General features: G+C 66.1%; 12 protein-coding genes. 9 read left to right on the top strand and 3 right to left on the bottom strand.

Annotation, left to right across the window (positions count from 1 at the left end):
• The first annotated feature begins 52 nt into the window (after positions 1-52).
• The 3 genes from VKF82_09340 to VKF82_09330 are packed head-to-tail and all read left to right on the top strand — an operon-like array spanning position 53 to position 3,479.
• Positions 53-1,363, top strand: a complete 1,311-nt coding sequence (locus VKF82_09340; protein ID HME82267.1) for an aspartate aminotransferase family protein — start codon at positions 53-55, stop codon at positions 1,361-1,363.
• A complete protein-coding gene (gene mtnA, locus VKF82_09335; GenBank protein ID HME82266.1) occupies positions 1,360-2,451 on the top strand; it encodes an S-methyl-5-thioribose-1-phosphate isomerase in 1,092 nt (363 codons plus the stop codon). The genes VKF82_09340 and mtnA overlap by 4 nt, the downstream gene beginning before the upstream one ends.
• Before the next feature lie 2 nt (positions 2,452-2,453).
• On the top strand, positions 2,454-3,479 hold the full coding sequence (locus VKF82_09330) for a hypothetical protein (GenBank protein HME82265.1): 1,026 nt from the start codon (positions 2,454-2,456) through the stop codon (positions 3,477-3,479).
• Positions 3,480-3,491: 12 nt separating this feature from the next.
• Here the strand turns inward: VKF82_09330 and VKF82_09325 are convergent, their stop codons facing one another.
• Both VKF82_09325 and VKF82_09320 read right to left on the bottom strand, forming a co-directional pair.
• Positions 3,492-4,838 carry a nitrate/sulfonate/bicarbonate ABC transporter ATP-binding protein gene (locus VKF82_09325; GenBank protein ID HME82264.1) on the bottom strand — a complete coding sequence of 449 codons (1,347 nt, stop codon included), beginning with the start codon at positions 4,836-4,838 and terminating at the stop codon, positions 3,492-3,494.
• Positions 4,835-6,559: an ABC transporter permease subunit gene (locus VKF82_09320; GenBank protein HME82263.1), complete on the bottom strand. Its 1,725-nt coding sequence runs from the start codon at positions 6,557-6,559 to the stop codon at positions 4,835-4,837. The genes VKF82_09325 and VKF82_09320 overlap by 4 nt, the downstream gene beginning before the upstream one ends.
• 271 nt (positions 6,560-6,830) lie before the next feature.
• Between VKF82_09320 and VKF82_09315 the strand changes: the two genes are divergently transcribed.
• The 5 genes from VKF82_09315 to VKF82_09295 are packed head-to-tail and all read left to right on the top strand — an operon-like array spanning position 6,831 to position 12,039.
• Positions 6,831-7,475, top strand: coding sequence for a DUF1326 domain-containing protein (locus VKF82_09315; GenBank protein HME82262.1), 645 nt, complete (start codon positions 6,831-6,833; stop codon positions 7,473-7,475).
• A 7-nt stretch (positions 7,476-7,482) separates the two neighbouring features.
• Positions 7,483-8,271, top strand: a complete 789-nt coding sequence (locus VKF82_09310) for a DUF2182 domain-containing protein (protein ID HME82261.1) — start codon at positions 7,483-7,485, stop codon at positions 8,269-8,271.
• A 35-nt stretch (positions 8,272-8,306) separates the two neighbouring features.
• Positions 8,307-8,954, top strand: a complete 648-nt coding sequence (locus VKF82_09305; GenBank protein HME82260.1) for a helix-turn-helix domain-containing protein — start codon at positions 8,307-8,309, stop codon at positions 8,952-8,954.
• Complete coding sequence (locus tag VKF82_09300; GenBank protein ID HME82259.1) at positions 8,951-11,074, top strand: alpha/beta fold hydrolase; 2,124 nt, start codon at positions 8,951-8,953, stop codon at positions 11,072-11,074. Before VKF82_09305 ends, VKF82_09300 begins: the two co-directional genes overlap by 4 nt.
• On the top strand, positions 11,071-12,039 hold the full coding sequence (locus VKF82_09295) for an alpha/beta hydrolase (protein ID HME82258.1): 969 nt from the start codon (positions 11,071-11,073) through the stop codon (positions 12,037-12,039). The genes VKF82_09300 and VKF82_09295 overlap by 4 nt, the downstream gene beginning before the upstream one ends.
• Here the strand turns inward: VKF82_09295 and VKF82_09290 are convergent.
• A complete protein-coding gene (locus VKF82_09290) occupies positions 11,951-12,274 on the bottom strand; it encodes a hypothetical protein (protein ID HME82257.1) in 324 nt (107 codons plus the stop codon). The two genes, VKF82_09295 and VKF82_09290, sit on opposite strands and share 89 nt — an antisense overlap.
• Between VKF82_09290 and purB the strand changes: the two genes are divergently transcribed.
• The gene (gene purB / locus VKF82_09285; GenBank protein ID HME82256.1) at positions 12,264-13,787 is read left to right on the top strand and encodes an adenylosuccinate lyase; all 1,524 of its coding nucleotides are present in this window, start codon (positions 12,264-12,266) and stop codon (positions 13,785-13,787) included. The two genes, VKF82_09290 and purB, sit on opposite strands and share 11 nt — an antisense overlap.
• Positions 13,788-13,791 lie beyond the last annotated feature (4 nt).

Genomic DNA, 13,791 nt, shown 5'->3' with positions numbered 1-13,791 from the left:
AGCGGCTGGGACGCCGGGACAAAACTGCCCGCTCGCAGAACTCGGCCGCATCATGGCTAAAGTGGCAAGCTCGAGCGCGGCGCGCAAGGCCGCGTACCTCATGGATTGCGCGAAGACGTACTATCCCGAGCCGCTCACGCTCGTGTCGGGCGACGGCGCGTATGTCACGGATGAGGACGGCCGGCGCTATCTGGACTTTTTCGCGGGCATCGCGGTGCTCGTGGCCGGGCACAACCACCCGGCGGTCGCGGCCGCGGTGCACGATCAAGTGGACAAGATCGTGCACACCTCGACGCTCTACCTCAACGAGCCGATGCTGGATCTGGCCGAGAAGCTCTCGAACGCGTCGCCGACAGGGCTGGACAAGGTGTTCATCGGCAACTCCGGGACCGAGGCGAACGAGCTTGCCGCCGTGCTGGCCAGGCATTTCACCAAGAGCTCCGAGTTCATCGCGCTGGCGCATGCGTATCACGGGCGTTCGGCGTGGACGGTGGGCATCACCGGCTTGTCGGCGTGGCGCAACTTCGGCGCCGAGCCGTCCAAAGTCGCGTTCGCACCGAATGCGTACTGCTATCGGTGTCCGCTGAATCTGACGTATCCATCGTGCGAGATCGCCTGCGCCAAAGCGGTGGAGGACGTCATCCAGACCGAGACCTCCGGCCACGTCGCCGCCTTCTATGCCGAGACCATCCAGGGCGTCGGCGGCATCATCACGCCGCCACCCGAGTACTACGGCGTCGTCAAAGAGATTCTCGACCGGCACGGCATCCTGTTCGTGGCCGACGAGGTGCAGACGGCCTGGGGACGGCTCGGCCATAACCTGTTCGGGATCAGCGATTGGGGCGTCACGCCCGATATCGTGACGTCCGCCAAGGGACTGGGCAACGGCTTGCCGATCTCGGTCGTCGTGGCGCGGCGCGAGATCGCCGACGCCTATAAGGGGCCGCACATCAACACCTTCGGCGGCAATCCGCTCTCATCGCGTGCAGCAGCGGCGACGCTCGACGTCATCGAGAGCGAAGGTCTGACCCAAAACGCCGCCGTGGTCGGCGAGCACCTGATGGCGCGGCTTCGAGCGCTGGCCGAAAAACATCCGATCATCGGCGACGTCCGCGGACGCGGCCTGATGATCGGCGTCGAACTCGTGCGCAACCGCAGGACCAAGGAGCCGGCGGGCCAAGCCGCCGAGCGCGTTCTCGACGTGTGCAAGGACGAGGGGCTGTTGATAGGGCGCGGCGGGCTATATGCCAGCACCCTTCGGATCCAGCCGCCATTGATCATCACGCGCGAGCAGGCGGACGAGGCCGTGCGCGTGCTCGACGAAGCGTTCACGATCGCCGGACGCGAGTTCGCGCGCGCATGACGCCGGGAGCGCCGCGGCCGGCGCATATCGAGTACGAGCCCGGCGTGCTCCGCATCATCGATCAGACGAAGCTGCCTGAATTCACCGAGGTCGTGTCGCTGACGACGCCGGCTGCTGTGGCCGAGGCCATCCGCGAGATGCGTGTGCGCGGCGCGCCTGCGATCGGCATCGCCGGTGCGTACGGCATGGCGATCGCAGCGCTCGCCGCTGCCGCGAAGGCCGACAGCCCGGACCATTTTCTCGCGATGCTGTCCGACGCCGCACAGACGCTCGAATCGGCCCGTCCGACGGCCGTGAACTTGTCGTGGGCCGTGCACGAATTGCTCAACGACGCGAAGCGGCGCACGAACGGCGGCACGCCGCCCGAGGCGGTCGCGGTGCTGCTGCAGGACGAAGCGCGGCGGCTGCACGCGCAGGACGTCGAGGCGTGCCATCGCATCGGCGATAACGGGGCGGCCCTTCTCTCGAACGGCGTCACCGTCCTCACGCACTGCAACACCGGCGACTTCGCGACCGGCGGGTACGGCACCGCGCTCGGCGTGATCCGCTCCGCGTGGCGCGACGGCAAACTGCGCGGCGTGTTCGTAGATGAGACGAGGCCCCAGCTGCAGGGCGCACGCTTGACCGCGTTCGAGCTCTTGCAGGACGCTATCCCGTTCACGCTGATCGTCGACGGCATGGCGGGGCATTTCATGCAGCGCGGCGACATCGGGGCCGTGGTCGTCGGCGCCGATCGCATCGCCGCCAACGGCGACACCGCAAACAAGATCGGCACCTACCCTTTGGCCGTGCTCGCGCGCGAGCACGGCATCCCGTTCTACGTGGCGGCGCCGCGCTCGACGTTTGATCCGGACACCCAATCGGGCTCCGACATCGTCATCGAGGAGCGCGATCCGGCCGAAGTGCGCACCGTGCGCGGACAACCGGTCGCGCCGCCCGATACCCCGGTCGCCAACCCCGCATTCGACGTCACGCCGGCGCGCCTCATTACCGCGTTCATCACGGAAGAGGGGGTATTGATGCCCCCGTATGGCTCCGCGATCACCGCGCTCGGTCGAATAAATTCGACCGCTACAGCGCCGTCATAGCAATGCCGGCGAAGAAGGCGGCCGGCAAGGTCGGATACCTGGCGTTCATGGAGAGCCCGGTCAAGGAACCGCCGCGGCTCGTCGTCATCGCGGGCAAGGAGCCGGTGCTCGCCGACGAGGTGCTGGCGCGCCTGCTCGCCGCGGCGCTGCCCGACGAATCGCTGCGCCCGCTCAACGTGGACGTGATCGACGCGCGCGCGACCGACGATTTCAGCACCATCGAAGAGAAGACCGCGGCGCTACCGTTCCTCGCCGGGCGGCGCGTCGTGGTCGTGCGCGGCACGATCGACCTCAAGAAAGAGCAGCGCGACGAGATCGCCGAGGCCGCGGAACACGTGCCGGAGCACGCGCTGCTGATCGTCGATCATTCGGGTAAGCCGGCTCGGCCTCAAGGCCGCAAGCCGGCGGACGAGGCGGCAGCGTTTGCAAAGGCGGCAGCGGAGTCGCTCATCGTCGACGTGACGCTCAACGCCGCCGGCTGCGAGCGCTACATCGAGTCGCATGCGGCGCGATTGGGCGTCAAAATCGACAAGGGAGCCGCCCTCGCGCTCGCATCGATCGAGAACGTCAGCGAGATCAAGAACGCGCTCGAGCTGCTCTCACTCCTGAAGAAGGACATCAAAGAGGCGGACGTGCGCGAGTATGCGCTACCCAGTTCTGACGTCAAGTTCTGGGATTTGGCGGGCGCGATCAATGAGGGCAAAGCCGAGCTTGCGCTGACGTTGGCCAAAGAACTGGTGAGCGAACCCGGCGACGCGATCGGGCCGCTCATCTGGCTGGCGGCGGAGCAACAGATCATCTGGGAGCTGCGCAACGGCGCGCGCGGCACCGAATACGCGGCTGCGACCGGTCAGAATGCGTGGCGCGTCAATAAGTTGTTGGGCGTCGGGCGCGATCTGAGCAAGAGAGAGCTCAAAGAGCGGGTGGACGTGACGATGGCGGCGCTCGAGCGCTCGCTCACCGGCCGCCGGCAAGCCGACCAGGCGCTTGAAGAAGTGATCGTGCGGCTCGCGGGGCGGCGCCCCTAGCAGGGCGGCGCGTCACGTCGGGAAGGGCACGCGCTGGTCCGCCTCCTCCGGCAAGAAGACCATGCCCTCCGCCGCGTCATACTCGAAGAGTTCGGCATAGCGCGCCCAGTCCACCGCGGTCGCGAACTGACGCTGCGCGTCCTCACGCGGGAAATACTCATCCCACAGATCGAGGAAGAAATCCGCCCGCATCGACTTGCTCTGTTTGTTGCGCAGCGTGCGCACGATGGACTCGAACAGCGGCACGCGCGACAGCAGCTGCTGGCGGAAGAGATCTTTGCTGCGCAGGATGGTGGTGGTGGCGAAATCGCGCCCCAAGTCGGTCAGCGTCACTTCGCCGTCGCTGATGCGCACGAAATCCAACAGCACGCATGCGTCGAGCAGCGCGAGCAGATCGTCCACCGTGACGGCAAGCCGCTCGGCGAGATCGGCGACGTCCTCCTTGCCCCCGGGCTGCTCGGCGAGCAGCTCGAGCAGGCCGCTGATGCCGCCGATGCGCACGTGCGGCAACGGCTGCGCGAACGGCGATCGCGCCAGGCGTTTGGCAGCCGTTTCCGGCGTTTCGGGCGCGGCCAAGGACTCGACCGCGACGTCCTGTTTGGTCATCACCGTATACAGGTGATCGACGAGGTCCTTGAAGCGATCGTCCGCGCGCGTGTGCGGCCGCTTGAGATCGATGAGCACCTCGCCGCGGATATGGCCGGGGTTCGAACCCAAGACGATCACCCGGTCCGCAAGGATGACCGCCTCCTCGATGTTGTGGGTGACCAGGAGGATGGCTTGAGACGGGAATGACCCCGCATTCCACAGGTCGTCGATCTCGCCGCGCAGGTTCTCAGCGGTGAGGACGTCGAGCGCTGAGAACGGCTCGTCCATGAACAAGACCTTGGGCTCCATGACCAGCGCGCGCGCGCAGCCGACGCGTTGCTTCATGCCGCCCGAAAGCTCTTTCGGGTACGCGTCTTCGAAGCCGTCGAGTCCGACGAGATCGATCGACTTGAGCACGCGCCGAAAACGCTCCACTCGCCCCACGCCGCGCGCTTCTAACCCGATCTCGACGTTTTCGACCACGGTCAGCCACGGCAGCAGCGCGAAGCTCTGGAACACCATCGCCACATCGGAATTTGCGCCGCGCAACGGCACGCCGCCGCTGATGACGTCGCCGTCGCTGGCCGGGATGAGACCGGCCATGATGCGCAGCAGCGTGCTCTTGCCGCTGCCGCTGCGGCCGAGCAGCGCGAGCACCTCGCCGGCGCGCACCTCGAGCGAGATGTCGCTGATCGCGGTGAATTCGCCCTTTCCCTCGGGCAAGGGAAAGCGCTTCGAGACGTTCTGACAGGCGATCAGCGCAGCGCTCATCGGGCGAACCTCGTCTCTCCAAGGCGGTACAAGCGCCGCCACACCACGCGGTTGATCACGACGACGAACAAGCTCATCACGCTGACGCCCAACGTGATGCGCGGCCAGTCGCCTTTGCTCGTCGCGTCCGCGATGTACGTCCCCAGTCCGAACGCGGTGAGCGTCGTCGAGCCCCACGACACGATCTCGGAGACGATGCTGGCGTTCCACGCGCCGCCGCTGGCGGTGATCGCGCCCGTCACCCACGACGGGAAGATGCCGGGGATGATGAGCCGGCGCCAGCGCAGCCAGCCGCGCACTTCGAGGTCATCGGTCATCTCGCGCAGCTCCGTCGGCACGGTCTGCGCACCGGCGATCGCGTTGAAGAGGATGTACCATTGAGCGCCGAGCGCCATGAGCAAGATGCACCCCCAGTTGATCGGGATATGGTAGACGATGAAGGCGAGGGTCGCGAACGGGAACACGAAGTTCGCGGGGAACGAGGCGAGGAACTGCGCGATCGGTTGGGCGAGGCGCGCGAGGCGCGGATTGAAACCGATGGCGACGCCGACGGGCGTCCACACCAACGTGGCGAACACCAGCAAGATGAACACGCGCCCCATGGTGGCCAGCCCGAGCAGAAGGACCTTGCCGACCTCGCCGACGCCGACGGTGCGCAGCACGAAATCGGCGGCGACCGCGATCAGCGCCGCGGTCACGAGGATAAGCGCACCATTGTAGACCTTGTCCGGCATGCTGCCGGGCTCGAACGATGCTTTCTCGCGCGGCTTGGTCAGCGCGACCAGGCGCAGCGTAAGCCAGTCGCGCGCCGGCCCGAACGCCCGGTCGATCGCGTTGGGCAGATCTGCGGCGCGGATGAGGTCGTAGACCCACGAGCGCGGCGGTTCGGCTGAGGCGCTCTGCTCGAACCGGAACCTGTCGGCCCACGCGACCAGCGGGCGCCAGAAGAGCTGATCGACGATCGTGATCACGATCGCGATGGCGATCACCGCGTAGCCGAGCGCGTGCAGGTTTCTCGCTGCGACGGCGGCGGCGACGTACGAGCCGATGCCCGGTAGCGTGTAGCTCTGATTGAGCACGCTGATCGACTCGCTGGCGGCGAGGAAGAACCATCCGCCGCCGAAGCTCATCATCGCGTTCCAGACAAGCGGGATCATCGCCCACGGCAGCTCGAGCTTGCCGAAACGCTGCCAAGCAGAGAAACGGTAGAGCGACGCGGCCTCATCCAGCTCTTTGGGGACCGAACGCAGCGACTGGTAGAACGAGAACGTCATGTTCCATGCCTGCGCCGTGAAGATGGCGAAGATCGAGGCGAACTCGAGGCCGATCAAGCTCCCTGGGAACAGCGCGATGAAGCCGGTGACGGTGATGGACAGAAACCCGAGGACCGGCACCGACTGCAACACGTCGAGCAGCGGTACCAGCACGCGTTCCGCGCGGCGGCTGCGCGCCGCGGCGTAGCCGTAGACCAAGGTGAAGAGCAGCGACCAGAAGAGCGCGATGAACATGCGCAGCGTCGAGCGCGCCGCATATCCGGGAAGGTTGTGCGGATCGAGGCTGATGTGAGGGACCAGCTTCGGCGGCGTGAAGCCGACGAACATCCCGGATCCGACCTTCGCCAAGATCGCGAGGACGGTGAGCGCGCCCAGCACGACGGCGATGTCGGCAAGCCGTATCGGCGGGCGCCGCAGCGCTTCGGGCGGCGGGAAGGTGGGCTGCATCGAATCACCTTAGATGCCCGCGCGCCACGAGAAGCGCCGGCGACGATTACCGCATCATCACGATTCGCCCCACAGTTCCAAGACGAGGGCCCGAACCCTGTGGCCGCCGCCCGGCCCTCGAGGTCACATTAAGAAACGCACCTCCCCTCAAGGTCTTGACAACCAGCTGGTAAATGTGGTATTTAGTCAAGTGACCAAGGCGTGTGACTAAACCCGCATCGGGTCCCACCGGCCTCTGGTTCCTGTTCCCTGACCCGAAGGAGGGCAAGTCATGGCGACGCAGACCCAGACCCAAAGCCAGAAGGCGGCAAGGACCTATGTGCTCACAGGAACGCTGCTCGAGGCGTGCTCGTGCCGCACGCTGTGCCGCTGCTGGATCGGAGAGGATCCCGACAACGGCGCGTGCGACGCGTTCAACGCCTATCACATCGACAAAGGCGAGATCAACGGAATCGACGTCTCCGGCCTCACCTACGTCCAGGTCGTGAAGATCCCGGGCAACGTGCTCGTGCCCAAGAGCTGGACGCGGGTCACATACGTCGATTCCAAAGCGACGCCGCAGCAGAGGCAGGCGATTCTCGACGCCTGGCACGGCCGGCTCGGCGGTCCGCTAGCCGATCTCAACGGGCTCATCAAAGAGGACCTCGCGATCCATGACATGCCGATCGAGCACAAGCTGTTCGGCGGCAAAGGCACGATCGTGATCGGCGACAAGGTCCGGGCGACGATGGCGCCCTACACGAGCGCGTCCGGAATCGCGACGACGCTGCGCGACAGCGTCTTCAGCACGATCGCCGGCGCACCCGCATATGTCTCCAAGGCGTCCGAGCACGTCGTGAACATCCCCGAATACGACATGGTGTGGACGTTCAAAGACCGCAACGCGATCCAAGGCGACTTCCGGATGGAGGCCTAGGGTCATCATGGCGACGATCACCGCACCCGCAACCGCAACGGACAGAGGCTACGTCTGGACCCTCGGGATCTTGGGCGCGGCGATCGTCGGGGCGTGGGGGCTGTGCGGCTGGGCGGAGATGAGCGGTACTGCCGCGGCGCTCCATCACCACGCGCTCTACGAAAGCGGACGGCCGTTCTGGATGAGCGCACTGATCGTGCTCGGCGCCTGGCAAGTGATGACGGCGGCGATGATGCTGCCGTCGTCGCTCGGCTTCATCCGCATGTACGCCGCAGCGGCGCGCAACGCGCCGGAATACCCGCATGCGCTCGCGCTCTTCCTCGCATCGTATTTCGGCGTGTGGACGGCGTTCGCGTTAGCGGCGTTCGCCGGCGACATGCAGCTGCATCGCCTTGTCGATGCGTGGGCGTGGCTCGGCGCGCATTCGCAAGTCATCCTCGCGGGCACGCTGGGCCTGGCAGCGGTCTATCAACTGACGCCGCTCAAGGACGCGTGCCTGCGCGCGTGCCGGCATCCGGGCATGTACCTGGCACGCCACTACCGACGCGGCGCGTCCAACGGCTTGCGCATCGGGATCGGGCATGCGCTGTTCTGCCTGGGATGCTGCTGGGCGCTCATGCTCGTGATGTTCGCCGCGGGCGTGGCGCATCTGGCTTGGATGGGCGTCCTCGGCGTGGTGATGCTGGTGGAAAAGGGCGCGCCCGGCGGCGATCGCGCCGTCGTGCCGGTGGGCATCGCGCTCGCGGCGCTCGCGCTCGTCGCGCTCCTGGCACCGCACTCGATACCAGGACTGTAGCGCACGGACTAGCCAACGCAACCCATGCGGAGGACATGACGATCAAAGCGACACAACGCCAACGCGTCGGCATCACGCCGGCGCGCGAAGATGCAGAGCAGGCATTCCTCGACGCGGCCGAGCGTCTGCTCGTCCGCGTCGGCTACGCCGCCATCACGACGCGAAAGCTCGCCGAAGAGGCAGGGCTCAACCACGGACTGGTACACTACTACTTCGGCTCGATGCAAGAGCTGCTGCTGCAGGTGCTCGAGCGCTATACGGACCGGCTCATCGTCCGGCAGCGCGAGATGTACGCGGCGCCGGGACCGTTCATCGAGAAGTGGCGCACCGCGATGCGCTACCTCGATGAAGACGAGGCCAGCGGCTACGCGAAGATATGGTACGAGCTGCAAGCGATGGGCTGGAATGATCCCGAGATACGCAAGCGCGTCGTCAACGTCGACCGCGCGTGGTATAAGGTGATCACAGAAGCGCTCGACAAGGCGCTGGACGAGTACGGCCTCGATCGCAGCCAGTTCCCGCTCGAAGCGGTCGTCACGCTCGTCGGCACGTTCAACGAAGGCATCCATCTTGAGCGTCTCTCAGGCATCCACTCGGGCCACAGCGCGCTGCTCAAGGCGATCGACAGCTGGCTCGAGTCGCTCGAGAAACGCAAGCGCTCGCGGGGCGCAGGATCGCGATGAGAGCCCGGCTTCCCGATCGCGACGGCTACGCGCAGCGCGACGGCCTCAAGATCTTCTACGAGGTCTTCGGCGACGGACCGCAGACGATTTTGCTGCTGCCGCCGTGGGCCATCAACCACTCGCGCACGTGGAAGGCGCAAGTGCCCTACCTGTCGCGCCACTTCCGCGTCGTCACCTACGACCCGGTCGGCAACGGACGCTCCGATCGGCCGCAGGATCCGAATCAGTACACGGATTGGAAGCGCGTCGCCGATGCGATCGCGGTCATGGACGCGACGGGCACGCAGGAAGCGGTGATCGTCGGCATCTGCACGGAAGCGTGGGTGGCCACGCTGTTGGCAGGCGAACATCCGCAGCGCGCCAACGGACTCGTGTTCTTCGCACCGGTCTCGCCCTACGGCGAGTCGATGCCGGAGCGCGAGGGCTTCTCGTTCGACGAGCCGCGCGATTCGTACGAAGGCTGGGCCAAAGAGAACCGCCACTACTGGCTGAGCAACTACAAGGACTTCCTCGAATTCTTCTTCAGCCAGGCGATCGATGAGCCGCATTCGACCAAACAGATCGAAGACTCGGTCGGCTGGGGATTGGAGACCGATCCGAAGACGCTGCTCGCGACGGTGGATGCGCCCGAATACTTGGGCACGCTGACGGCTGCCGACCCGCAGGTGGCCGAGCTGTATCGCAAGATCGAGTGTCCGGTGCTCGTCATCCACGGCGAGCACGACCGGCTCGTATCGCCGACGCGCGGCGAGGCGGTCGCACAAGCGACCGGCGGCGAGCTGATCGTCGTCAAAGGCGGCTGCCACGTCTTGTGGGGGCGCCAGCCTGTCAAGGTCAACCTGCTGTTGCGGGATTTCGCGGAAAGGATCGCGTCGATGGCACCGGTCAAAGAGCAGCGCTGGACGACAGCCCGGTCTCGCCGGCGGCGCGCGCTCTACATCTCCTCGCCCATCGGGCTCGGCCACGCGCAGCGCGACATCGCGATCGCGCGCGAGCTGCGGCACTTGCGGCCGGACCTGGAGATCGACTGGCTCGCGCAGGATCCGGTCACGCGCGTGCTCGAGGCCGAAGGCGAACGCATCCATCCGGCCAGCCGCTTCCTCGCCAGCGAAAGCAAGCACATCGAAAGCGAGTCGGCCGAACACGATCTGCACGCGTTCCAGGCCGTGCGGCGCATGGACGAGATCTTGGTCAACAATTTCATGGTGTTCCACGATATCGTGCGCGACGAGCCGTACGATCTATGGATCGGCGACGAGGCCTGGGAGCTCGACTACTTCCTGCACGAGAATCCGGAGGAGAAGCGCGCCGCCTACGTGTGGATGACCGACTTCGTCGGCTGGATCCCGATGGAGGACGGCGGCGAGCGCGAGGCGTTCTTGACCTCGGACTACAACGCCGAGATGATCGAGCACATCGCGCGCTATCCGCGCCTGCGCGACCGCTCGATCTTCGTCGGCAATCCTGAGGACGTCGTGGCCGATCGCTTCGGGCCGGATCTGCCGCTCATCGCCGATTGGACGCGCGAGCACTTCGACTTTTCCGGTTACGTCACCGGCTTTGATCCAGCCGCGTTCGCGGACCGTGCGGCGCTGCGCGCCGAGCTCGGGTACAAGCCGGATGAAACGGTGTGCATCGTGACGGTCGGAGGATCGGGCGTCGGCGGCCACTTGCTGCGCCGCGTCATCGAATCATTCCCGGCAGCCAAACGCCTGGTGCCGAACCTGCGGATGATCGCGGTCGCGGGCCCGCGCATCGATCCCGCCTCCCTGCCGTCAGCGGATGGGCTCGAGGTGCGTGCATACGTGCACGAGCTGTACCGCCACCTCGCCGCGTGCGATATCGCCGTCGTGCAGGGCGGACTGTCGACGACTATGGAGCTCACCGCGAACCGCCGGCCGTTCTTATATTTCCCATTGCGCCATCACTTCGAGCAGAACTTCCACGTCCGCCATCGGCTCGAGCGCTACGGCGCGGGCCGCTGCATGGATTATGCGACTGCCACGCCCGACGACATCGCTGCGGCGATCGCGAGCGAGCTGAAACGCCCGGTCGGGTACAGGCCGGTCGAGACCGACGGCGCCGCACGCGCGGCGAAGCGTATCGCGGAACTGCTGTGAGGGCGCGCGAGCCGGACGGATCCGGCTACGTCGAGAATGCCGGCGCGCGCATCTATTATGAGGTGTTCGGGTCCGGCCCGAAGACGCTGCTGTTCTTGCCCACCTGGTCGCTCGTCCACTCGCGCGTGTGGAAACTGCAGGTGCCGTACTTCGCGCGGCATTACCGCGTCATCGCGTTTGACGGGCGCGGCAACGGCAAATCGAGCAGACCAAGCGGGGCGGAGGCGTATTCGGCACAGAACTTCGTCGACGACGCGCTCGCGGTGATGGACGCGACGGTAACCGCGCGCGCGACGGTCGCCGGCTACTCGATGGGCGGCCTCCACTTAGCAATGCTTGCCGCGAACCACGCATCGAGGGTCGCGGGCGCGGTGTTCATCGGCCCGGTCGCGCCATTCGGCGCGAAAGGCCGTCCGGAGCGCACGGCGTTCTCGTGGAGCGAGCCGCTCCCCACGTCAGAAGGCTGGGCGAAACACAACAAGCACTACTGGAAGCGGGCGTATGACGACTGGCTTGCGTTTTTCGCAGGCAAAGTGCTCACCGAGCCGCATTCGACCAAGGGCATCGAGGACGTGATCGGCTGGGGCAACGAGACCAACGCCGACGTGCTGATCGCGACGTACGAAGCGCCGGAGTCTCCGGGCGAACCGCCCTCCGACCTAGCACAGGCCGCGCAGTACTATGCGCGCATCGCGTGTCCGGTGCTCGTCATCCACGGCAGCGACGACGAGGTGATCGCGCATTCCGCCGGCGCCGGTGTCGCGAAGGCGACCGGCGGTACGCTTGTCACGATTGCGGGAGGCGGCCATGCGCCGCACCTGCGCCATCCGGTCAAAGTGAACATCCTGCTTCGGCGCTTCATGGATGACGTCGCCGCTACGGCAGATCGAGCGGCTCGAAGTTGGCGAACATCTCAGAGCACTCCGCGAGGCTTGCGAGCGGAACATACTCACACGCTTCGTTGAAGCGCGCCCAGAGCTTGTGGACCTCGGGATTCGAGTGCGCGCGTTCGATCGCGTCGTCGGACTCCCACTCGAAGACTTCGACGATGGTGCCGTCCTTCGCACGCATCGCTTGAGCGGGCCGCTGCGTGACGAGTTTCTGAGCGCGGAGCACGGGCATATGGTCGCGCACGCAATCGAGCAGTTGTGCTTGCTTCCCCGGATGCGGCCGGTATGCCGCGATAGAAATGACGCCCATTGTCGGTCACCTCGCCGCGCCGATTCGGCCGGCGCGTTCGCTTATCCGGGTGCACAGAGGGCGCGCGCGTCCCGCGCCGAACGACGAGAGTGCCGTGAAGACAGCGTATTCCTCACCGTTCTCTTGGCGATACGGCCGTCCCGCCATGCGCGCGCTGTTCTCGGAAGAGACCAAGCGACGCATGTGGCGCCATCTATGGCTCGAGCTTGCGCAAGCGCAAAGCCGCGCGGGGCTGATCACGCCGGAGGAGATCGCCGACCTGCGCCGTTTCGTCGACGCCGTCGACCTGGACGCGGCTGACGCGATCGAGGCGCTCATCCATCACGACCTCATGGCCGAACTCCGGGTGTACGCCGACCAGGCCAAGATCGGCGGCGGCAAGCTGCACCTGGGCGCGACGTCGATGGACATCGAGGACAACGTCGAGACCGCGCGCATGAAGGTCGCGCTGTCGATGCTGTGCGGCGCGCTGCGCTCGCTGCTCGACGTCTTCGCGGACCAGATCGAACGGTACGCCGATCTAACCTGCATGGCATACACGCATCTGCAGGCGGCGGAGCCGACGACGCTTGGTTATCGGCTGAGCCTGTGGGCACACGATTTCTATCTCGACTATGAGAACCTCAAATGCCTGGCGAGCTGGCTGCCCAGCAAGGGGCTGCGCGGAGCGGTCGGGACGTCGGCATCGTACGCAGCGCTGCTGCACGGGACCGGCGTGTCGCCGGACGACGTCGAACGCGACGTCCTCTCGACCTTCGGGCTGCAAGCCTCGATGATCACGGGTCAGACCTATTCGCGCCGGCTAGATTACATCGTCGTATCGGGCGTCGCGGCGCTGGCCGCCAGCGCGAGCAAGTTCGGCTTCGACATACGCATCCTCGCGAGCAGTCCGTTCGGCGAGCTGGGCGAGCCCTTCGGCGCCAAACAAGTGGGTTCGTCGGCGATGCCGTTCAAACGCAATCCGATCATGAGCGAGCGGATCTGCTCGCTGGCGCGGCTCGTGAATGCCAACGCGGGCGTGATGTGGCAGAACGCGGCGGACAATCTGCTCGAACGCACGCTCGACGATTCGGCGAACCGCCGTTCGGCCATCGCCGAGACCTTCTTGGCGGCCGACGAGGTGGTCGCGCTCGCGCATAAGGTCGTCGCCGGCTTGCGCGTCGACAAAGACCGCATCGCCGCCAACCTCAAACGCTTCGGTCCCTTCGCCGCCACGGAGGCGGTGCTGATGGCGGCCACGCGCCGCGGTGCGGATCGTCAGGCGCTGCACGAGCGCTTGCGAGAACTGTCGATGAGCGCCTGGGAGGCGCTCGAAAAGACGGAGAACAACCCGCTTGCCGATACGATCGCAGCCGACCCTGCGCTGAGCGAATACATCGAGCCCGCGGAGATGCGGGCCCTCATGGATCCGGCGCAGCACACGGGTTTGGCGGCGGAGCGGGCGCGGCTGTTCGCCTTGAAGGTCAGAGCTCTAGATAGGCCGGCCCCGCTGACGCTGGAATCGATACTATAAAGGA

Source organism: Candidatus Eremiobacteraceae bacterium (assembly GCA_035314825.1).
GTDB lineage: Bacteria > Vulcanimicrobiota > Vulcanimicrobiia > Eremiobacterales > Eremiobacteraceae > JAFAHD01.
The sequence above is the reverse complement of the archived record's forward strand: the minus strand, read 5'-3'. Positions and strand labels throughout refer to the sequence as shown.